The sequence below is a fragment of the Variovorax humicola genome (assembly GCF_037889915.1).
GTDB lineage: Bacteria > Pseudomonadota > Gammaproteobacteria > Burkholderiales > Burkholderiaceae_C > Variovorax > Variovorax humicola.
Genome location: NZ_JBBKZV010000011.1, coordinates 34057 through 55835, shown reverse-complemented (window position 1 = coordinate 55835; position 21779 = coordinate 34057). Strand labels below are relative to the sequence as shown.

Here is a 21779-nt window from a genome sequence, read left to right as displayed (position 1 = left end):
TTGGTTTCGGTGAGTTAGGTAATTAGATTTTGCCAGAATTCGATAACGCTGCATCCATCTGTGGATCGCGTCCGGAATTTGAATTAAATCGAAGTCTCGATCTCATTTGTATCAGTTTGAGCCCACGATTTTCCGATCTCGCCTTTGCGAGAGCAGCTATTTTGTTCGGGCACGAAGATGACGGCGAGCCCGGGCGTGTTGAAAATTGGACAAAAATTCGAAGTTCGGTGCGAAAAGGCGTGCTCCGGTCGATTTGATCCGCTGTCTCGACTTGCGATCAAAGATTGGGCCAGTACACGCGCCCATTTGGCTTTTCTCATTTAATTGACGGTAGTCGGAAATTTTATTCCGCTTGGAAGACCATGAATCAGCTTCAAGGCAGTTTGATTGCATCTGCCTCATTTAGCCCAATTTCAGTTCAGGCCCCAAACGCTTGGGTTGGTCATTTGCCTTTTGCGGCTTGGCTGATCAGGCAGGTTGCGCCAGAGATATTCGTTGAACTGGGTACTCACAGCGGAAACTCCTACTTTACGTTTTGTCAATCGGTAGCGACTTCTGACATCTCGACGAAATGCTTTGCTGTGGATACGTGGCAAGGCGATGAGCATTCGGGGCACTATGACGACAGCGTTTTTGCGCGGCTTGCTGCGCATCATAAATGTCAAAATTATGAAGTATTTTCTCGTTTGCTTCGAATGACATTTGATGAGGCCGCAAATTATTTTGCAGCCGAGTCGATAGGGCTATTGCATATCGACGGGTTGCATACCTACGAAGCAGTGCGACATGATTTCGAAAATTGGTTGCCTAAATTGGCTCCTGGCGCGGTCGTGGTGTTTCACGATACAAATGTCCGAGAGCGAAACTTCGGCGTGTGGAAATTGTGGCGAGAGCTGCAAAGTAGATATCCCCACAACCTGGAGTTCGTGCATTCCAATGGACTTGGAGTGCTCCAGATAGACGGGGCGAATGAGCGCAGCAAACTTGCATGGCTTCACGCACCCGACAATGAAAAGCAAGCGCTGGTGAATTTTTTTGCCGCATTGGGTACCAGACAGCTTGAGCGGTTTGAGTTGAAAGAAATTCAAGCTAAACATAAAAACATGGCACGTGAAATCGATGCATGCCACGCGAATATCGTCAATCTAAACCAGGCGGCAGTTGATCGAGATCGCAGCATTCATGCACTCAATCAGACTGTCATTGAGGGTCAACAACACTGCACGGAACTTGAGCAGACATTGCTAAAGCGCGATGAGCGCATTAGTCAGGTTGATCAAGCCCTCCATCAATGCAATCAAGATTTAAGGCAGCGCGTGGAAAGTATTAACGATCTGAATCAAGAATTGACGCGTCGCGCGCAATCCATCGAGCAGTTAAATCGAGATCTGATGCAAAAGACTGCGCAAATAACGCGTCTCAGTGAGGTTGTGGAGAATCAAAATATTCATATCGCCGCACTCGAAGGTAGCAAATCTTTTCGCATCACTCGTCCCCTGCGAGTTTTGCGACGGAAGTTGGCTTCTCCGTCGGAGGGGGTAATCCGTCATAGTTCACCAATTCGATCCACACCGCAGGTGGATCAATCTCTACCGTTGAGCAGCAGGATTAAATCTTCGCTCCGAGGAGCGCTGACGAGATATTCGCTCGGATTCTTTCGAACTGCAGGTGGATTTCTAAATGTTGATTTTCTAGGAAAAGTACAGCTTCCGGTTGAATTCGATCCAAAAATTTACCTTGAACTGAACCCAGATGTGGCCAGAGCTGGGAGTGATCCGACTGGTCACTATTTGTTTCACGGTCGCCGCGAAGGCCGGCCCTATTTCATTCCGGAAATTCCGGAAAAACAAGGTTTCAAGGAGGATCGTCAGACGATCCTTGTAGTCAGTCACGAAGCGTCAAGAACAGGCGCTCCGATCCTCAGTCTCAATATCGCGCAGCGACTGGTTGAGAAATATAACGTTGTGGCGTTGCTGTTGGGCGGAGGGGCGCTAGCCGATTCTTTTCGGCTGCCCGGCAGTGTTGTCATGACCGCGCAGCATATGAGAGGAAATGCGGGCCTCGCGAGCGCGGTGGTGAACAGGCTGTGTTCTCAATTCGATTTCAAATTTGCGATAGTTAACAGTATTGAGTCCCGTGTTGTCCTCCAGCCGCTAAGCACGTGTTCCGTGCCGACAGTCACATTGATACACGAATTCGCGTCCTACACTCGTCCTCACGGCGCTTTTAGAGAGGCTTTTCTCTGGTCGAGTGAGATTGTTTTTTCGGCAAATGCGACGTATCAGAACGCAATTGCGGAGTATTCAGATCTGACTAGTCGATCGACCCATATTCTTCCGCAGGGACGTTGCCTTTTGCCTCTGGAGAAGATGGACGAAGGCGTTATGGAGATGGAGAGTCGGCGTATACGGAATTTGATTCGACCAAAGAGGGATGGCGAAGATTGGGTTGTAGTTCTCGGAGCAGGCTCTGTCCAGTATCGAAAGGGAATCGATCTTTTCATCGAATGTGCCGCACGTGTAAGTAATTCTGGTGCCGGTGAAAACTGTCGCTTTGTCTGGATTGGAAAGGGATTCGATCCCGAAAATGATACTGCCTACTCTGTCTATTTGATGGATCAAATTCGACGCTCCGGCCTGGAGGATCGGATGTTATTCATTGATGAAACATTTGCAATAGAAGCTGCGTACGAAGAAGCGGATGTGTTGCTGCTCTCATCGCGTTTAGATCCTTTGCCAAACGTTGCGATTGATTGCATGGCGCATGGGGTGCCTGTGCTTTGTTTCGATCAAGCATCGGGGATCGCCGACTTCCTCATTGACGTGGGCCTGAAGGACGATTGCGTCGCCGGTTATCTCGATTCCGTAGATATGGCAGAAAAAGTTTTGGCTTTCGCTCGTTCCAAGAATTTGCGGGAGACGGTATCAGAGAAATGTAGCACTGCATTTGACTCGTACTTTGCGATGGATAAGTACGTGGCCCGTCTTGAGCATTTGAGTGACAGCGCGCGTGAGCAATTGCGGCAAGAAAGAGGCGATGTTCAAACCATTATTGACTCCAATCAATTCAGGCGCGATTTTTCCGTGCCGGTGGGAAATGAGCAAACGATCCAATTCGAGGTACAAAAATATGTTCGCGCGTGGGCGAGTGGCATTGGGCGTCGAAAGCCGCTGCCAGGCTTTCACCCCGGGGTTTATCTTGAATCTCACGGACTCGGAATGGCGGGAGCCGACCCGTTTGCGGACTACCTACGGGCAGGTTGCCCGACTGGACCGTGGAACAACCAAGTCATCGTCCTAGGCAATCCAGATCCAGGAGTCCCGTTGCCAAGTACTCGCGTGGCGCTGCATGTGCATGCCTACTACTCGGATCTCATGCCAGATGTGCTAGCGCGCCTCGCCAATAACAAAATCGTTCCAGATTTGTTTGTGAGTGTCAAAGATGAAAAGACACGCGCGCAAATTACGCGTGCACTTGAAAATTACGCGGGAAAAGTTGTTTCGGTCAGTGTTGTTCCAAATCGAGGGCGCGATATAGGTCCCCTTCTAACGGAGTTCGGCAAACGATTGTTAGCGGATTATGATTTCATTGGGCACATTCATACGAAAAAGACCGTTGACGTAAAAGACGCGGCTGTGGGACAGTTGTGGTATCAGTTCTTGCTGGATAATCTTTTGGGAGGAGATGCGGCGCCCAGTTCTGCCGATCGCATTTTGTTCGAAATGGAAAGTGATGCTTCGATTGGAATGATATTTCCCGACGAACCCAATGTTGTTGGATGGGGGGCAAACAAGGACGTGGCAAAAATAATTGGGGAACGCATTGGGATCGCTGAATTGCCGGAAAATTTTGTTTTTCCGGTGGGATCAATGTTCTGGGCGCGGAGCTCCGCCTTGCTGCCGCTGATGGACCTGAATCTTGATTGGGACGACTACCCCGAAGAACCACTCCCGTACGATGGGTCCGCGCTACATGCAATCGAGAGGTTCTTCTCTTTGTGCGTATCGCTGAAAGGGATGCGTATTGCGACTACTAATATCAACGGTGTGACACGATGAAGATAACAATTTTTGGGGGCGGTGGATTTATTGGATCTTGGATTGTTGATCGATTACTGGAAGATGGACATAGTCTTCGAATCTTTGAGCGCCCGCGTGTCCCTCCATTTCGGCAATTTTCCCGGGACGAGAGTGTGGAGTGGATTGCGGGAGATATGACAAGCGCTCATGACGTAGGGAGCGCGATTGACGGTGCGGACGTGGTTTTGCATCTGGTTTCGACCACTCTACCCAAAGGCTCAAATGACGATCCCATCTACGACGTTCAAAGCAATTTAGTTGGCACTTTGCAGTTGCTCAACGTGATGGTCGCCAAGAGCATTAAGAGGATTGTGTTTATTTCGTCTGGTGGTACCGTGTATGGAACTCCAGTTTATCTTCCCGTTGATGAAAAACATCCGACCGAGCCCCGTGTTTCCTATGGCATAACGAAGTTGGCCATAGAAAAATATCTGTTGTTGTATCAGCACCTATACGGAATGAAGGTCACTATCCTTCGAGTTGCGAATCCGTTTGGCGTGCGACAACGCGTCGAGACAGCGCAAGGAGTTGTTGGTGTATTTCTTAGCAATGCGCTTCAGAAAAGAGCCGTGGAAATTTGGGGAGACGGGAGTATTACGCGCGACTATTTGTACGTGACCGACGTTGCCGACGCTTTCGCTCGAGCTCTTGTTTACGAAGGTCCTGAGTCTGTATTCAATATCAGTTCGGGTGTCGGAACTAGCATTAATGAGATTGTGGCAATTCTCGAGCGGGTTCTCGATCGACCGGTTGTTCGGAGTTATCTTCCAGGCCGTCCTTTTGATGTGCCAACTAGTGTTTTGGATAATTCGCTGGCTCGACGAGAGTTGCAATGGCACCCGCGTGTTGGGCTTGAGGAAGGAATTATTGAGACCGCGAATTGGATGCGTAAGATGTTGAACGCTTGATTTCTTGAAAAATAGTTGGCGGATCCTGTCTCGCTACCCCCCGTTGCTGCCAACATCCTAGACATCGCCTAGGTGCATCTTTTCGTGAAAAGAGTTTCGCAATCTGTTCTTTGTCGCTTGACGTTCAGTATTTACTCACTTGTCAGAGAGCATTTCTACTGCACTTTTTGAGAAATTGAAGAATGGGCTTTTATCCGCTTCAAAATGGGGCAGAAATTCGTGATCTAGATCGACGCAGTGGACAACGCTTGCTGAGAGACAGGCGAAGGTTGCGATTGATTTGCTTGTCCGAGCGTGCTTGGGATGATCATCATGACGTGATCGCAATAAAAAATGCAGGCTGGTGAACAGTTGGCGCGCCAAATCCTTCTACGCCTTTGCGGAAGATTGATTTGATGAGCGTTTCGCGCGCGCCGAATCCGTCGGGAAAGCATTGATCCTAGAATTGATTACTGAGAAATTTCGTCGATCCTTGAGGCCTGCGACACGTCGAATTTTCTTGCTCTCGCGACTGCTCGAGATGATCGACTCTTCTTCACACATTGGCGTTGCTCGTCACGCGCCCGCCGTGTGCCCCGGATTACATCCTAAGCGGGCCGTTCGGTTATGCCGGCCTGCTGTCGCGCTGAATCTATGAATTGATAGTTGCAGGCGACGCCTGGTTTGCGGCCCGAGTTGCAATACTATGTCTGATCACAACCATGACCACGAATATGACACATGATAGTCATCAAATTTCAGATTCCGACGCGGACCTGCTTCGGGCTTCTCCTTTTTTTGACGCGGCGTTTTATTTGAACCACAACACTGACGTCGCCGCAAGTTCGTTAGATCCGATTGCTCACTACTTGCGTTTCGGAGCGCGGGAAGGGCGAGACCCCGGATCGGAGTTCTCAACTGTTGGCTACTTGCTTCAGTATCCGGATGTCGCAGAAGCAAAGGTGAATCCTTTGGTTCATTTTTTGAGGCATGGTATCAATGAAGGACGTGATCCCGGCACAAAAAAAACAAAACCTTCGATTGAACTCTTGCACCGCGAAACTGACGCAAAATTTGATGAAATTACTGATCGCGACCTTTTGCGACAAAGCTCATTGTTCGATGTCGACTATTATTTGAAGCGTTACCCGGATGTGGTGGCCTCTGGGATGGACCCAATTGATCACTTTCTATCTTTCGGGGCGAAAGAAAATCGCGATCCTAGTTGCGAATTTTCGACGCTCGGCTATTTGCACCTCCATGAAGACGTGGCAGCAAGCGGGATGAATTCGCTCGTTCACTATCTGCGTCATGGGATCAGCGAGGGTCGCGCGACTCTTAAATCAGATTCTCAGTTTTAGTGAAATAAATCAGGAATTTGCCTAGATGGTCAAATCTCACAAAAATCCCCCTACCCGCCTGACATTTAATATTGTCACCGATAGTACTGATTCGACCGTTTTGCTCGACCGGTTGGCACAGCACTGGGGCTCTGCGCTTGGGTATCGCAGTATGCTGACCGAAGGTACTCAAAAAGATCTATCCTCTCACAACTTTAAAGAGGACAATGCGTGCGACATTGAACCCCCACTTTCCGTTTGTAGTGGATTCTTTTGCTCGAGGTAGAGTGCATATTATGCTCTAATGGAGGCGAACACGGTGAGGCGTGCTTTCCGACCGGAGCAGGAAGTGGGTGGTCTTGCGGGAGAACACTCCAACGCAATAATGCGGAGTTCCGCTCTCGTATGCTCATGGTCCGTTGGAACCGCCGCTCAGCGCGTGAAGGATCCGCGACATATAGGCAGCCAAAACCGAGCAAGGTCGATTAGTTGCCAAAAATCCCGGTCGCAATGCAATCTCACTCCCATTTTGAGAAAGGAATCGTAGTGTCTGAAAACTCTGTTGCTGATTATTGGGACCGGTTTGTCGGAACTCATTTAAATAGCCCAGATCATTGGGAGGCGAACCAAGTAGTACAGCAGGCGCAATGGAAATCTTCTACCGGCGACGCGTTCAAAAATCCAGTGGATTGGTTTATGGAGCGGTTCGGTCCATTCGAGAAAATGGCTAGTATCTGCTCGGGAAGCGGAATTCTGGAGCAGCATATAGCTTCGAACTACCTGCAGGGTGGGACAGGACAAATTGAAGGCTACGATCTATCTCCGGGATCCATTAGCCTCGCTAAAGAGAAAACGGCAGGACTCCGAGGAGTTCAGTTTCATATATCCGATGCAAACTCGCAGTTGTGGGATTTATCCTATCTGGACGCGGTATTCGCTCATGGGGCGCTTCACCATATTGAAAATCTCGATCACTGCCTTGGTCAACTTCGACGCGCCTTAAAGCAGAGTGGTTACCTATACGTAAATGACTATATCGGGCCGCGGCGTTTTCAATGGACTGATGTGCAGCTTCGGCTCGCCCAAGAACTTTTAGAAATTTTGCCCCCTAATTTTCGACGGAAACACCAGGTTAGCCGTTGCGACCCTGTCGCTCTAAAAAATCTGGATCCGTCCGAAGCAGTTCGATCCGACCACATCATCGACCATATAAACGCTCATTTTGAAATTATTGTTCGATGTGAACGAGGAGGTACGTTGCTTGCTCCAATATTCGGATCTGGATGTGTCTCCCCCGCCGTGTTCGAAACAGAGGAGGGGATGAGGATCATTGAATCATTATGCTCTAGAGAAAAATATCTGATCGATAGAGGAGTGATCCCGTCTGACCACGTTCTGATCGTTGCAAAGCCAAGGCCGGAACAATTCTAAATGAACGGCCGTGATGCATTCAAAACGCATCGCGGGAAGCTCAGGTGACATTGGTTGGCAGTCGCAGCCCCAGGATGAACTTCGGACGTCACATTCCTGTTCGGTGCAGCGCTTGGCTTGGCAAGTGCCTTGTGCAGTTGATGCGTTCTTGACGTCGCGCTGACGCCTTGAATGCGAGGGAAATGTCCTTGATGTACATTTAATCGCGCATGACCGAGTTACGCCAAAGGAAATTGTATTCCCTTTCTACCGAAAAAAATCGGCCGGTCCACCCTTTGCCAATCCCACTTTTCCCCCGCTTTGAAAGCTCCCGAGCCAGACCACGGGTCGCCTTTCGAAAAACGCGGTAACGCATCATTGCTCGGCCGACCAAATATGACGACGCGGTCACCGTCATTCAAAACTAAGTCCGTTAGATGAGAGTCAACAGACCTCCTGACACCGAGTAAGAGCCTTTATTCACGTCGTTTTACGCACCGTACATCGCAAAAGTATCATGAGCCATCATTTCTGTAGTCCGAGGGTAGTGTGTTGTCTGCGACAGCGCTTCAAGGGCGCCTTCTCGCGCCACGACCTGCTTTAGACGTTCATAGAGAGAATCGCTACTGCCGCGCTCAAACGCGAAACCGTTTACTTCTTGCTCAACAAACTCGGTCATGCCGAGGACGTCGGCAACCAACACAGGCGTGTGTGTGGCCAAGGCGTTTAAAAGGACGAGCGGGCTGTTTTCATACCACCGCGAGGGAATCACAAGCAAATCCATTGAGTCGAAAACTCTCGCCGTACTCGCCTTTTCGAATGTCCCCCTGAAGACCACGTCGAGCCCGGCCGCCAAGGCTGTAACTTTGCGCACGAAACTCGAATGTTGCTCCATCGGTCCCCAAACATGCAAAACGGCTGACCCTCGCGGCAACCTTCCAAATGCTTCGATGAGAATATCGAGGCCCTTGTGCGGCGCCATTTGGCCGATGTACCCGATTACCGGAACATGGCGGATTGTGCGAGCTGACTTCTTGCGGCGATCAATGTCAATCCCAAATGGGACGGAACGCATCGGTACAGTAATGCCGTTCTGCGCGTAAGCTCCCAAGAGAAAACGCGTCGGTGCAATAGCGGCCCTGTAAGTGCGGTTGTATCGGGACACTAAAATATCGGGTCGGTCACAAATATCTCCAGTCAAACTGTCCCATGGGCCACCCATCATTGGTGCAAACTGGCGGGCATGTACAAGCGAAGAGCCGACTTTCATTGCGACGGCTGGGTCCGAAGAGCGCTGCGCCCAACGGGGTGCATTCGGATCCGCTGAGAATGCTTTCACGTGGCAGGCTACACAATTGTTTCGCGTGGGCGATGGACCCGCACATAATCCGCCATCTGCCGCCTCTAGTTTGTTGTTCAAACAAAACCCAAAGAAATCTGTAAACGTGGCATACGTTGGAATACCGAGCTTATTGGCTACATCAAGAAGGGTGGCGGTGTGGTTTAAGAGATGATTGATGTGCACCAAGTCGGGCGCAGTTTCCCTCAGGATAGCTTCAAGATTTTCGTGCAACTCAGGTTGAAAATAAGTTTCCTTTATGCGGGAGTGCGGCCGCTTATTTCTGTCGATGCAGACAATTGGAATGCCATCGTACGTATAGTGAAATATTTCGGTCTCAGAACTTTGCTCGCCCTGAAAGACTGCTGACAGCACCGTGACGTGGTGCCCCATCGCCTTGTAGCTTTTCGCCAACTCAAGGGTGTACGCTTCGGTGCCGTAAAAATGATCCGGGAAGAAACAATGCACCGCCAGAAGAATATTCACTCGTCGATCCCTTCGAGGGTTGCATTGTAGATACTGGCATAAGCTTCAATCATGGCTTTCTGCGAGAAAAGAGTTTGCGCACGCCGGTGCATTTTTGATCCCAATTTTTCGCGCAAGGGCAAATCGTCCAGCAGTTTGCATATAATTCGGGCAAGCTTGTCAGAGTCCCCAGCCGGAGCGACAAGATCTGGCTCATCGATGATTTCCGCAATGGCACCTACGTCAAAGCCGCAAACCGGGATGTGCATATTCATTGCAAAAGCTGCAACCTGACCAAAACTTTCCTTCCAAACGGGTGCGACAAAAAGAGACATGCGGCGGTAATAATCTGGCAATTTGTCATATGCGACGTAGTTCGTGAATTCGAAATTCTGGAATACTCCTGCCTCTTTCGTCGCGGTCACGAAAGAACTGAGCAAACTTCCGCCCCCGACAATAAGCACTCGAGTCTGGGGGCGAATCTTTACCGTTTCGATAAAGGGAGCGATCGCATTTTCATTCAATTTGTCTCGCTCTAATCTATAAACCATCCCAATGCAGTCGTCAGGCATGGCGGAGTTTTTCAGCCTGGCAAATTTGCCAAAATCGGAGCCGGGAAAAATGGTCGTGTGATTGGGGCCAATTTTGCCAAATCGCTGCTGGACGTATTTGCTGACATAGATATACTGGGAAATTCCGTCAGAAAAGTAAGGATCGACTGGCGTGTTAACATTCTCAATAATCGGAATATTCAATTGCTCCGCGGCAGCAATTGCCCTTGAATACCAAATCTCGTCGCAATCACCCCAGTAATGGACATGCACCAAATCTGGGTCATAGGTGACGAAGTGACTGACGAATTGAGACACCTCCGGTATGCCGGCGTACTCCGTGATCTGCAAGCCAGTGTAATCGGGCGGATTGGGAATGTAGCTGGTGACGACCGAGTGATCGAATTCAGAACCCAAGCATTCGATGAGGTCTACGACCAATCGTGACGATCCGCCGAGGCAAAAATTGGCAATAACGTGTACCACGCGCCATCTCTGAGGCTTATTTTGCAAGGGAAGGCGAACCGAATACGCAGCCCGCACAACAGCGGATTCGAGGGCAGGAGTGCCAGGGGGCGACGCGGCGTCGACTTTCTCGCCTTGGTCGGATTCGCGCTTCGCGATGTCCGCACGGCGTTCCTTTTTAACGGGATCAACTTTCCGGCGCACGATCTGAATCGAAGGTCCGAAGCGCCGGCGCGCCCAATTCGGTGACGACATGGCTCCAACAAGATAAGCAGCCTTAATGAGATTGCGCAGGGTTATCGGCCGGGCCTTGATAGCGTCATGCAGGCGCTGCCACTTAGAAGCTTTGATGCGCAAGAGGTCCTGCAGCGCCACACTTTGTTCCGCAACTTGCTGACGAAGTCGACCAATATTCTCGCCTTGTCGCGCTAATGCATTATTCTTACCGGCTAGCATCTGCTCCCGCGCCAGGATTGCCCGGGTGTGCTGTTGATTTGTGGCCTCGATGCGTTGGTGCAACTTCGCCATCATGCCTGCATTTGCAGCCGCCGCCGCCTGCATCTCACTCAATGTAGCATCCGCTTCCGTTAGCTTGCTGCCCAGACTCTCAATGAGCTGGCTCTGGACGGTTAAGGCGTCGTCCCTTTCTTTCAACGAAGCGTCCCGAGTCGCGATTGCAGTTCCCAAACGCTCGATGTTCCGGCTTTGCGCTGCAATGGCGTCATCCATTGTCGCAATAACGGCGGCTTGTTCGCGCAACACGCCGGCCAGTGAAGAAACGTCAGTTGTCAAAAGCGCTTGAGTTATTTGCAGGGCACTGCTGACCTGCTTTACTGTATTGTTGGTGTTTTGAAGCTGTTCCCGAAGCGTGTAAACGGCCATCTTTGCGAGGTTTGCGCGTTTTTCCGCTTGTAAAGTTTCGAATATGGAGTCGCTCTCCTCATCAAAAAAAACTGTCGAAGACGGTGTATTCGTTTCAAACCTGGAACACAAAGCGATAAATGCGGCCGGCGCCGCACTAGCGGTCGAATTCTCGGCGGCGCGCGCTAGGAAGCTCGATCGAGAAGAGTTGGGACTTTCGAATGTGACGCTATTTAAGATGCGCTGCTCCAGTATCTCAATGTGATTGAAATGGGCGCCAAGCAATTCTTGGAATTGCGGTAAGGTCATCTCGCGCAGATGATACGGATTCTCTCCGTACATTTGCGTCACATCCGGGTTTGGCGTCGATATAATTAATACGCCGTCTGCCTTTAAAAGCCGAGCGATGCTGGCGATGGTCGCTTTCTGGGTGGCGTAATCAACGTGTTCAATCATCTCAAAGCACGTTACAACATCGAATAACGCGTCTGCCAGATTCGCACCGAGATCGGAGCAACGGTGAAATGTCAAGCGGTCAGAGTGATGGGTATCGCGTGCCCATGCCAAAGCTGCAGAATCAATGTCTAGGCCAACTACGCTGTAGGCGCTTTTCGCAAGGATTGCCGAGCCGTAGCCAGTCCCGCAACCGAAATCGAGGACAGCTTTGCCGCGCGTATACCGCTCCGACAAGGCATAACGCGGCATATGCTCATACTCCGCAATTTTGGACCAAGTACCAGGTACGTAACGCTCCTGCATAAACGAGGTGAAATCGCTACCTGCAGCTCGTACCCAGTACCGCGAAATGACCGGGTCGTGCTTTCCTTGAACTTTGGTCTCCCAGCTACGGTCACAATGGTTCTGCGCAGATGTAATTGTTCCCAAGGCCTCGATGTCGCGGAAATGGAGCTTAGCTAAAAACGCCTTTCGATCCCAGCCATTTTTCTCTGCACCGTGCTCAATGCCTGAGACGAGGCGAGTCGAAGGCGTCACCGCACCGAGTGAGAAAAGTTTGAACATGAGCGCTGCGGCGGCGCGCTCATCGTTTGGTAGTTTGGCAATGAAGATTAAATCGAAGGCGTGTGGAATAAGGTCTTCGACACGGCGGACAATAAATGCGGCAGTTGCGTGATCCTGCGTCAAAAAGTTTTCATGGATGTCCGGATCTACACCGAAACACTTCCATTGCAGCGCGTTGGCGAGCTCTAAGCGAGAAAGACACCCTGGACCGATGTCAAGAATCGAGAGGTTGGACTTACCGTTGAAATCTGACAGGGCGTCCCGTAGTGCGTCAACAGCGGTTTCGGGGCAATTTTTGGAATCGGGTGCGGTAGTTAAGACGGGCAGACTCACGTTGATCCTTGTTTCACAGTCCCGGGTCGCTCAAACGCATGCCGGAATTGACGAGTTGCAGAATAAGCACTTGACGTGTAAATTTGCGCACTTCATTTTATCGAAATCTCGCGATTTCTGGAGTTGCCTAAAAATGTAACCCCGGAGCATGCCTGCACGCAGGTTCCCAAGGTGATGCGCGTCATCTTACCGTTGGTCGCCTTGAGGTTCGGATGCCCACACAAACGTCGGACGTGCCTAAATCTGTGCAGGTTTCATGGAGGAGTGGATAGGCTGCCCTCATCGGCGAGCGTCGGCGCCGAGGCAAATCTGGAGTCATGCGAATATCGAGCGCCCGGGACGAAGGCTGACCTCTTGGAGGGCCGACTGTGGACAAGTGTAGTGGCCGTCTTGGTTGTTCGATCTCCTCGACGCTGTGTCAATCGCGCGGCGGAAGGGGCGGATCACTCCTCAGCGACACCAGGGCACCCTGTTCAACCCAGGGCTTCATGAACTGGAGCGGGAGGAAACTGATCCCATGTCCGCATGTACGAGCGCGACGATGGCCATGAGGCCATTGCAGCCGTCGTGCGATGTATCGTGCTGCCCTGATCCGAGGACATGTCTCGCTAGCCCGGGTAAACCCGGAACCCTCCGTCATGGTTATCACCGGATGCTGCTCAAGGTCTGGCTTTCGCAGTAACTTCCTGGCAGAAATGCGGGAAGGCGACGGCACCCACGTGAACTCCACTCGAGCTACGACATTCCGTGACTTGTCGAACTGAACCTTTATGTTCGTGTTTAACAAAGGGCCCATTGGATCCGAGCGCCGCCACGCGCTGACGGTCGTAGCTGGCGCCTCGCAGTAGTGACCAAGTGCTTTGCAGGTTCACGAGTGCATCTGACAACTCGTCGACCGTGTTCTGAAGTCTCCGCCGTGAGTGGGGTCTGATCGCGTCGCGGCACCCGGGATGATTCGGGTGCCGGTTCACCTCGTCTACGGCTGGTGGCGCCGCTGGGGCTTAGGCGTGATCATGTAGATGCCGCGGGCGTAATTCGCCCACTGGCGCGGGCTCTACGCGCAGACTGCTCACCGAGTGGATAAATGCAGCGCCTCAAGGCGCTGGAGGCGGCAGCTGCCCTGAGAGTCCCGGCGCTCTCGCACGTGGCGCGCGCCCTACCGGCTGAGCTCATTTTTTCCAAATCAGCGTGTAGTCTGATTGTTGCGGCCACGATTGAAAAGGCTTAACTTCCGCGATCTTTTCCGCCACAAACATCAGGTAGGTACTTCGCCCTGTGCGACCTATTTCGATTCTTTCACCTTTTGCTTGCGGATCGGCGGCCAGGCTGAGCGTTGGCAAATTGTCTAGCGCAACTAAAAATGTTGCAAGCATCTTGAAGCCATTTATCTCAGAAAAGACCCGAAACATTAGTTCTGGGCTAAATTGATATAGGCCGTGACCAAGGAAATCGTTCGCTCCGTTGATTGATAGTACCCGCCCACCGATTCGCGTGAGTTGCATCAGGTTTGCCAATGCCACTGGAGCATTGAAAATATGCTCTATTGAGCCGCCGTCGAAAACAGTGTCAAACCCGCCTCGCCATTCTTCCGGTACCGGATTATTAAAATCGTGGACTAAATGCGCCCCTTCGTAAGGTGAAACGTCGCAAGAGATGACGTCGGTCGCACCAAGCGCTTTGAACAGTGTTTCCGCATAAGGCTCTGATCCGCCTACAGATCTGAAGTTCTCGCCAATCCCATGCTCGCGCACGATTGCATCTGCGATTGGAAGATGCCGCTGATCGAGGTATATTCCTTGTCTTCCTATCTGGAAAGTGCGGTTGAAAGGACCGAAGTGCTGGCGGCAATGAGTCAAAAATTTAAGAACATATACGTCGACGCCCATTGCTCAGTTCCCCACAATCCTTACACCAACACGTCCCGTTACATCAGTGTAGCTCAACATGGGCCGCGGGCGATTTGCGAAATATTCTTCTACAGCGCGTCGGGCGCCATCCCACCAGCCATAATCGTCGAGGATTAATACACCGCCGATGCTTAGGCGCGGATATAGCGCCTCCAGTTCAACTTTTGTGCTTGCGTACCAATCAGTATCAAGGCGAAGCACTGCGATCTGATCGGGAAGGTTTTCTGTTTTTAATAAGGTTTCCGACACATCGCCCTCAACGAGGTGAATCAGATCTGGGGGGTAGCCGGTATCTTGTAAGTTTCTAGCTACATCACCTTTCGATGCGTAGCACCATTCGTTATGCGTATCGGTTTGATGTTTATCCCACTCTGTTATCGCGGGTTGACCCTCTCTGGAATCGATATCGTCCGGCTTGGTCATGCCCGCGAATGTATCGAAAACAAACAATTCGCGGGCCTGATCCTCCAGAAGGAACTGCAGTGCAGCCGCCATGCTACTCCCGCCCCTCCATGCGCCGCATTCGACAAAGGCACCTGGCACGCGGGCGCGAGCTACATGCTGGGCTGCTTGCATTGTCGCCCAGACTCTTTCGGCCGACGTCATCGTATATGGCTTGACCCTTTGCAGAATAGCTACTTGCTCTTTCGAAGCTTCGACGGGAGAAAATTCGGTCAATGCGTTGCTCCTTTATATATTGCTTGCACTATGAATGGCCTCGAAAAGAAACTTGATCGTTCGAAAATAATCAACGGCAGATGACTTGAGTCTTATCAGATGTTTTTCGCGACCTGAACCATCACCCCTTTCAGCTGGCGGCTGACGCTGGCGGTCCCTGCGGGTCGACGATGAGTGGCAAGATGCCGAGATTCTGATTGCTGGGGCCTGATGGTCGCGAATTATCATCGTCAACTGGCACGCAGTTGCCACGCGAAATAGTTGTGCGGGCGGGGATCTGCCACCGAACTTCAGGGATCATCTTGGCGTGCACCTTCGCGAGCGCGTCGCACCTCGATGGAAACAGTGAAGAAGTACGCCTACATCATTCTCGATGGGGGCCCGACCGGGCTCATGCTTGCACATTCGCTGATTGACGGCGGCATCGACCAAGGCAGCATCCTCGTCGTCGAGAAAGAAAGTGTGGCGGCCGGTCCGTGCCGGTCTGAACATGTCGATGGCGCGCCCCTCGACGTGCTCCATGGTTTCAAGGTATGGTCCAGGAGCGCGTTTGCGCGGATGAAAGTGCTGCATCATGGCCTCTCGATCGATATCGATATGGTCGTCCGCGCCTACAAGCTGCGCATTGCGCGGGCCGAGTTCCCCACTTCGGAAGCCAGCCGCCCCCATGGGACGACGCACTTCAAGATCTGGCCGACCGGTAGGCGCTTGCTGAAGTATCTGAAGTTCGAATGGTCCAGGCTTGACTAGCGACATGCGCTCGCACCACGGAATGCGCTACGTCTGATGAGAGTCTTTCGATCAGCCTGGTTTCGGATTTCATTGGCCCTGCTCGTGATTGCAGGGCTCGTGCAATTCAATAGGATCAACCTCGCCACCTTTGCCGCGCTGGGCGATCGATGGCCGTGGGTGGTGGCCGCCTTCGCGGTGATGCTGCCGAGCTACGCAATCGTCTCTATTCGCTTCTGGATCGTGTTGCGCAATCAGGGCATGAACGTGCCGTTTAAGCTGGCGCTGCGCTGGACGATGATCGGCGCGTTCTTCGACCTGGCCATGCCGAGCAACTCGGGTGGGGACATCATCAAGGGCGCCTACGTTGTCCGGCACGCGGGCGTTGGCATGCGCACGCGCGGAATCATGGCGGTGGCGTTCGATCGCGTCCTGGGCCTGATTGGGCTGTTCCTGCTGGCCAGCATCGCCATCGTGGCTGGCTGGCACTACGTGCGACAGATTCCCGGCGGCAACAAGCTGTTGATCTTGCTGCCGCTGGCTACGGCGGGGGCGCTGATGTTCTTCCGCGTGCTGGGCGCGCGGCGACTCTACAACAACCGGCGCTTCGAGGAAGCAGTCATGCGCATGCCGGGCGGTGCGCGCCTCCATGGCGTGATCGGCAGCTTCAACTCATTGCGCGAACGCCCCGCGGAGTTCTTCGCCGTGCTGGCGCTGTCGGTTCTCAACCATGTCTGCTGGTGTGTCGCGTTGCTCTGCATCACGCGTGCGTTCGGCCTGTCGGTTGGCGTGGTGCAAGGTTTTGCGGTTTTTCCACTGGCGATCTTCGGCAATACATTCGGCTTCGCGGGCGGGTTTGGCATTGGCACCGCGGCATTCGACCTGGTGTTTTCGAGCTTGCTGCATGTGTCGGTTGGCGCGGCGGTCGGGCTCACATTCCAGGTATTGGGGGCCATGTCGCGACTGGCGGGCTTGCCGTTCTACATTCATCATCCCCGCCAATCAACCGAAGCCGAGCCATTGACCCGATCGCAGACATGAAATTCAGGAGCAGCATGCGCGGCAACATGCAGCGATGGGGGCCGAAGTGGCCAGCACATTCGAGGCGCGCTGGTGGGGGTTTTTCCTTGCCGCCTTGATACTTGCTGCCGCCGGTGCCGAGTTTGTCTACGTCCAGTTCGACTTGCCGCAGCGCTATTCGGAATTGATCGTCGGCGCCATTGCATGGAACTATGGCAACAAGTTCCATGACTATGCCGTGGTGCATGGCCCGATCGCATCGTCCATGGTCGCTCTTGTATTCATTGGCAGCCTTGCGGCGCGACTGAAGCGTGACTTCGGCACAGAAGGCGTAGACAAGCTGCACGACTTCGTTTTCCTCCTGCTCCGCGTACCCGCCGGGGGGTGGTTGGCCGGGGTGCTCAGCTCGAAGAGCGAGGCGCTCGCCTTGCTGCATGTCGCGCAGTTGCTGATCCTGAGCGGATTGCTGATTGGCTGGTGCCTCTCGGCGGGGGGCGCCGTTTTGGGCACGGCGGGCCGAGTTGCTGTTCCGCGTGTTGCAGACGTGGATGCTGTTTGTGGTGATGGCCGCGCTGGCGGTGTCGGCGAATCCGGTTCGATGTCGAGACGTACGCCTGCAAGAAGTTTTCGATCCTGAACGTCATGCTTCAGCGCCGGGCGGCCACGCGGGCGCACTGATGACGCATATCCATGTGCGAGGCTGATCTGCTCTCCGTTCGAATACTGCGAAGTCCGGGACGATCCAGTCCGAGATTGCATTCACGGGAACGCGGCGGAAGCTGCAGCGGTCCACCTGGTGGCGCAGGCTCTTCGCATCGCGCGACACCGCGCTTTGACTCGTTCCCCGAACTTCGCCGACTTTCGCGGCGCAGTTCGAGGGACGAGTCACACCTCCGATGTCGCCCCAGCCCGAGCCTTCGCCAGCGCCTCTACCTGCGCTTCCGTCGGTTCGACAATCCGACCGTGCTCCAGGTAGATCACGCGATTGCATTCCTTCGCGATCAGGTCCAGCGAGTGCGAAGCCAGCACCAGGATGCCGGACTTGGCCACGACGTCCTTCATGCGTGTTTCCGCCTTTCCGGTGAACTCTGCATCGCCCACGGACAACCACTCGTCCATCAGCAGGATGTCGGCCTCGACGCTGGTCGAAATCGAGAACGCGAGTCGCATCAACATGCCGGTGGAGTACGTGCGTACAGGCATGTTGACGTAGTCGCCAAGGCCGCTGAATTCGCAGATCGTCGGCGTGAGGTTGTCCAGTTGCCGCTTGCTCATGCCCATGACCAGGCCACGCAGCATGATGTTCTCGACGCCGGTGGCGTCGGGCTCGATGCCCAATGCGGGGTCGATCAGGCTGGCGACCGAGCCGCTTCGCACGAAGTCTCCCGAGGATGGCTCGTAGACGCCGGCAAGCACGCGTAGCAGCGTCGACTTGCCGGCGCCGTTGTGGCCTATCAAGCCGAGGCGATCGCCGCTCTTCAGGTCCAGCGTGATATTGCTGAGCGCCTGGACGACGCGGACGCCCGTGTCCTGGCCGAACCGGCCGCCCGTGACAGAAGACGCCAGCGTCTTCTTCAGCGAAGCGGAGCCCGCGCCATAGATCGGGAAATTGATGGACGCGTCCTTGAGGGAGATGGATGCCATGGATCTTTACAGCCAGTAAACCACGCGGCGGCGGTACTTCGAAAACAACAGGCCGGATGCAATCACGCTCAGTGTCGTCCATGCCAGGATGCCCCACCAGTTGTGCGCATCGGCGACGCCACCCATCAGGGGCATGCGCAGCAGTTCGAGCATTTGCGCGAACGGGTTGTAGAGCACGTACTTGGCACGTGCGGGCAGGCTCTCCGGTAGCCAGAACACCGGCGTCAGGAACATCAGCATCTGCATGACGCTGGTGATGATCTGCGACACATCCCGGAACCGTGTGCAGACCAGGCCGAGCGCGAGGCCGAGCGCCTGGGCATTCACCAGCAGGATCAGGAAGGCGGGGATCACCAGCAGCGCCGACCATGAAAGGCTGATGCCGGCCCAGATCGCCACCGGGACGTAGAGCACGATCTGGTGCGCGAATTGGATCAGGTTGCGCGCCATGCCGCGCCAGACGAAGAGGCTGATTGGAAAATAGCCCTGCTTCAGGTAGTGCGCAGACCCGATGAAGGTGTTGCACGCGTCCGTCACCATGCTGGAGAAGAAGCTCCAGAAGATGATGCCAAGTGCCAGGTGAGGGAAGAACTTGCTCAGTTCCGTGCCGAACAGCGAGCTGTACAGCGGCCCCATGCCGCCGATCATTGCGCCCATGCTCAGCGTCAGCCACAGCGGGCCGAGCATGGAGCGGCGGTAGCGCAGCACGATGTCGAACCACGCGAGCGTCCACCAGATGTCGGTTCGGCGCGTGCCTTCCCACCAGTCGGCCCATGCGCTGCGATGTAGATTGGAATGTGCTTGACTCATGCTCTTGTTGGGTCGCTCGCGCACTGGATGAGGACCTTCCGGCTTGTCGGCGACCCGTCGATGGGTGAGGGGCGATCTTACTTGAGGGGAGAGGGCGTGGCGGGTGGCGCCCTGGCCTCGATGGGGAGGGTTCGAGACCGCCCCATTGCGAAGATAATCACACGCCGCCCCGCAACACCGCGGCGCCCACGGGGTCCAGCCCTGACTTTTGCCAGCATGCCGCCACACAAAGAAGCGCCCCACCTCCTTCATCCCAAGTACCGCCCCGACATCGACGGCCTGCGGGCCGTTGCCGTGGTCTCGGTGGTGGGTTTCCACGCATTCCCATCCGTCGTGCGCGGCGGGTTCATTGGCGTCGACATCTTCTTCGTGATCTCGGGCTTCCTGATCTCCACGATCATCTTCGGCAGCCTCGGCGGCGAGGGCTTCAGCTATCGCGAGTTCTACGAGCGTCGCATCCGGCGCATCTTCCCGGCGCTGCTGCCCGTCTTGGCGGCAACCTTCGCGTTCGGGTGGTACGTGCTGCTGTCCGACGAGTTCCAGCAGGTCGGCAAGCACCTCATGGCGAGCGCAGGGTTCGTCCAGAACCTCGTGCTGTGGGGGGAGGCCGGCTACTTCGATACGGCCGCCGAAGCCAAGCCCTTGCTGCACCTGTGGTCCCTGGCCGTGGAGGAGCAGTTCTACATTTTCTGGCCGCTGCTGCTGGGGCTGGTCTGGCGCTGGAAGGGGCCGCGCGGGCTGATGTTCTGGATGAGCATTGCCGCGGCCCTGTCGTTCGTGTTGAACGTGGCCGGCGTGCACCGGCATGCCGATGCGACGTTCTACTCACCGCTGCCGCGCGTCTGGGAGTTGGCCGCCGGCGCACTGCTCGCGCATGCGGGCCTGCAGCGGCTCCCTGGAACCCGGGTGAGTGGCGCCGGCTTGCGCAGCCTCGCCGGGCTGGTGTTGATCGGGCTGGGCCTGGCCATGATCCAGAAGGGCAAGGCCTTTCCCGGCTGGTGGGCGCTGCTGCCGATCCTGGGGGCCTGCCTCTGCATCTCGGCGGGCATGGGCGCGTGGCTCAACCGCATGCTGCTGGGTTCGCGGCCATTCGTCTGGATCGGCCTCATCAGCTATCCGCTGTACCTGTGGCACTGGCCGTTGCTGGCGTTCGCGCGCATCGTCGAGGGCGGCACGCCGCCGCTCACCGTGCGCATCGTGGCCGTGGCGGCGTCCGTGGCGCTCGCCTGGCTGACCTATCGCTTCGTCGAGCAGCCCATTCGCAAGAGCCAGGGCACGGCTGCCGTGCGCTGGCTGGTGATCGGCATGCTGGCGGTGGCCGCGGTGGGCGCGATCGCGTACTCGCGCATCCTGCCGCCGCGCAACAGCGACCCGGCCTTGCAGGCCATCATCTCGGCCGGCAGCGACTGGGGCTACCCCGGCAACATGAAAGAGATCGCGGTCGATGGCCAGCCGGTCTACCGCATCGGCGAGGGCAAGGGGAATGTGCTGCTGCTAGGGGACAGCCACGTGGAGCAATACGGTCCGCGCGCCATCGAGATCGCACGCACCGATCCGGGCCGTTTGCAGAGCCTGTACTTCGCTACCCGCGGCGCATGCCCGCCGATCCCGAACCTCGTCGAAGACCGCGATCCGGGCTGCCCCGAGCGCGTGCAGACCATGATGCGTTTCGCGCTGAGCCCGCAGATCGACACGGTGGTGCTCGGCGCCTGCTGGGCCTGCTATTTCGACGTGGGTCCGCAACCCCCGCCGCCCGATGTTCCCGCGCCAGACCACTACTACCTGCGCGAAGGCGGCATGCGCCACATGCTGCGCGGCGGCGATGGCGTGGACCGTTCGTTCGAGGCCCTGGCTGCCACCATCAAGACGTTGAAGGCCGCCGGCAAGAAGGTGTACCTGGTGCTCAACGTTCCGGTCGACGGCGACTTCGAACCCAAGACGCTGATCAGCGGCAGCCGCCTCAAGACCATGTCGGCCGCGCGCAAGTCCCCGACCGCGCCGGTCACCGCGTCGCAGCAGGCCATCCACGACCGGCTGAAGCAGGTGGCCGAGCAGAGTGGCGCCACGGTCATCGACCCGATGGCGACGCTTTGCACGCCGCAGGGCCAGTGCATGCGCACCGACGCCGAAGGCGTGCCGATCTACAAGGACGCGTCGCACCTGCGCGCGTCCTACGTCAAGCAGTTCGCCACGTTCTTCGACCCCGCTATCACGCAGGCGAAATAGTCGCGCACAACAGGG

Annotated in this window: 14 protein-coding genes; 8 read left to right on the top strand and 6 right to left on the bottom strand. The window is 54.8% G+C overall.

From position 1 onward, the window contains the following. Positions 1 to 362 precede the first annotated feature (362 nt). The 4 genes from WKW80_RS18520 (at position 363) to WKW80_RS18505 (ending at position 7737) form a co-directional block, all read left to right on the top strand. Positions 363 to 4058, top strand: a complete 3696-nt coding sequence (locus WKW80_RS18520) for a rhamnan synthesis F family protein (RefSeq protein WP_340365033.1) — start codon at positions 363 to 365, stop codon at positions 4056 to 4058. Then, a complete protein-coding gene (locus WKW80_RS18515; RefSeq protein WP_340365032.1) occupies positions 4055 to 4987 on the top strand; it encodes an NAD-dependent epimerase/dehydratase family protein in 933 nt (310 codons plus the stop codon). The genes WKW80_RS18520 and WKW80_RS18515 overlap by 4 nt, the downstream gene beginning before the upstream one ends. Before the next feature lie 701 nt (positions 4988 to 5688). Continuing rightward, positions 5689 to 6327, top strand: a complete 639-nt coding sequence (locus WKW80_RS18510; RefSeq protein ID WP_340365031.1) for a hypothetical protein — start codon at positions 5689 to 5691, stop codon at positions 6325 to 6327. Between the two features lie 525 nt (positions 6328 to 6852). Beyond that, positions 6853 to 7737 carry a class I SAM-dependent methyltransferase gene (locus tag WKW80_RS18505; RefSeq protein ID WP_340365030.1) on the top strand — a complete coding sequence of 295 codons (885 nt, stop codon included), beginning with the start codon at positions 6853 to 6855 and terminating at the stop codon, positions 7735 to 7737. A 469-nt stretch (positions 7738 to 8206) separates the two neighbouring features. Here the strand turns inward: WKW80_RS18505 and WKW80_RS18500 are convergent, their stop codons facing one another. The 4 genes from WKW80_RS18500 to WKW80_RS18485 all read right to left on the bottom strand — a co-directional run bounded on the left by WKW80_RS18500 (position 8207) and on the right by WKW80_RS18485 (position 15335). Then, positions 8207 to 9541, bottom strand: coding sequence for a glycosyltransferase family 4 protein (locus WKW80_RS18500; RefSeq protein ID WP_340365029.1), 1335 nt, complete (start codon positions 9539 to 9541; stop codon positions 8207 to 8209). Next, positions 9538 to 12750 (bottom strand): methyltransferase domain-containing protein, encoded by a 3213-nt coding sequence (locus WKW80_RS18495; protein WP_340365028.1) that lies wholly within the window; start codon positions 12748 to 12750, stop codon positions 9538 to 9540. Before WKW80_RS18495 ends, WKW80_RS18500 begins: the two co-directional genes overlap by 4 nt. 1169 nt (positions 12751 to 13919) lie before the next feature. Beyond that, entirely contained in the window at positions 13920 to 14636 is a 717-nt protein-coding gene (locus tag WKW80_RS18490; RefSeq protein ID WP_340365027.1) for a class I SAM-dependent methyltransferase, read from the bottom strand. Between the two features lie 3 nt (positions 14637 to 14639). Beyond that, on the bottom strand, positions 14640 to 15335 hold the full coding sequence (locus tag WKW80_RS18485) for a TylF/MycF/NovP-related O-methyltransferase (protein WP_340365026.1): 696 nt from the start codon (positions 15333 to 15335) through the stop codon (positions 14640 to 14642). A gap of 336 nt (positions 15336 to 15671) precedes the next feature. Between WKW80_RS18485 and WKW80_RS18480 the strand changes: the two genes are divergently transcribed. From WKW80_RS18480 to WKW80_RS18470, 3 genes are read left to right on the top strand one after another with little or no spacing between them, the layout of a single operon-like run. Next, positions 15672 to 16085: an FAD-dependent monooxygenase family protein gene (locus WKW80_RS18480; protein ID WP_340365025.1), complete on the top strand. Its 414-nt coding sequence runs from the start codon at positions 15672 to 15674 to the stop codon at positions 16083 to 16085. 36 nt (positions 16086 to 16121) lie between these two features. Next, a complete protein-coding gene (locus WKW80_RS18475; RefSeq protein WP_340365024.1) occupies positions 16122 to 17105 on the top strand; it encodes a lysylphosphatidylglycerol synthase transmembrane domain-containing protein in 984 nt (327 codons plus the stop codon). 46 nt (positions 17106 to 17151) lie between these two features. Further along, a complete protein-coding gene (locus tag WKW80_RS18470; RefSeq protein ID WP_340365023.1) occupies positions 17152 to 17721 on the top strand; it encodes a hypothetical protein in 570 nt (189 codons plus the stop codon). 248 nt (positions 17722 to 17969) lie between these two features. Here the strand turns inward: WKW80_RS18470 and WKW80_RS18465 are convergent, their stop codons facing one another. Together WKW80_RS18465 and WKW80_RS18460 are read right to left on the bottom strand one after the other, a co-directional pair. Continuing rightward, complete coding sequence (locus WKW80_RS18465) at positions 17970 to 18728, bottom strand: ABC transporter ATP-binding protein (protein WP_340365022.1); 759 nt, start codon at positions 18726 to 18728, stop codon at positions 17970 to 17972. Between the two features lie 6 nt (positions 18729 to 18734). Beyond that, positions 18735 to 19538 carry an ABC transporter permease gene (locus WKW80_RS18460; protein WP_340365021.1) on the bottom strand — a complete coding sequence of 268 codons (804 nt, stop codon included), beginning with the start codon at positions 19536 to 19538 and terminating at the stop codon, positions 18735 to 18737. A gap of 216 nt (positions 19539 to 19754) precedes the next feature. Here WKW80_RS18460 and WKW80_RS18455 point away from each other — a divergent pair, with 216 nt between their 5' ends. Continuing rightward, entirely contained in the window at positions 19755 to 21764 is a 2010-nt protein-coding gene (locus tag WKW80_RS18455; RefSeq protein WP_340365020.1) for an acyltransferase family protein, read from the top strand. Positions 21765 to 21779: the final 15 nt, after the last annotated feature.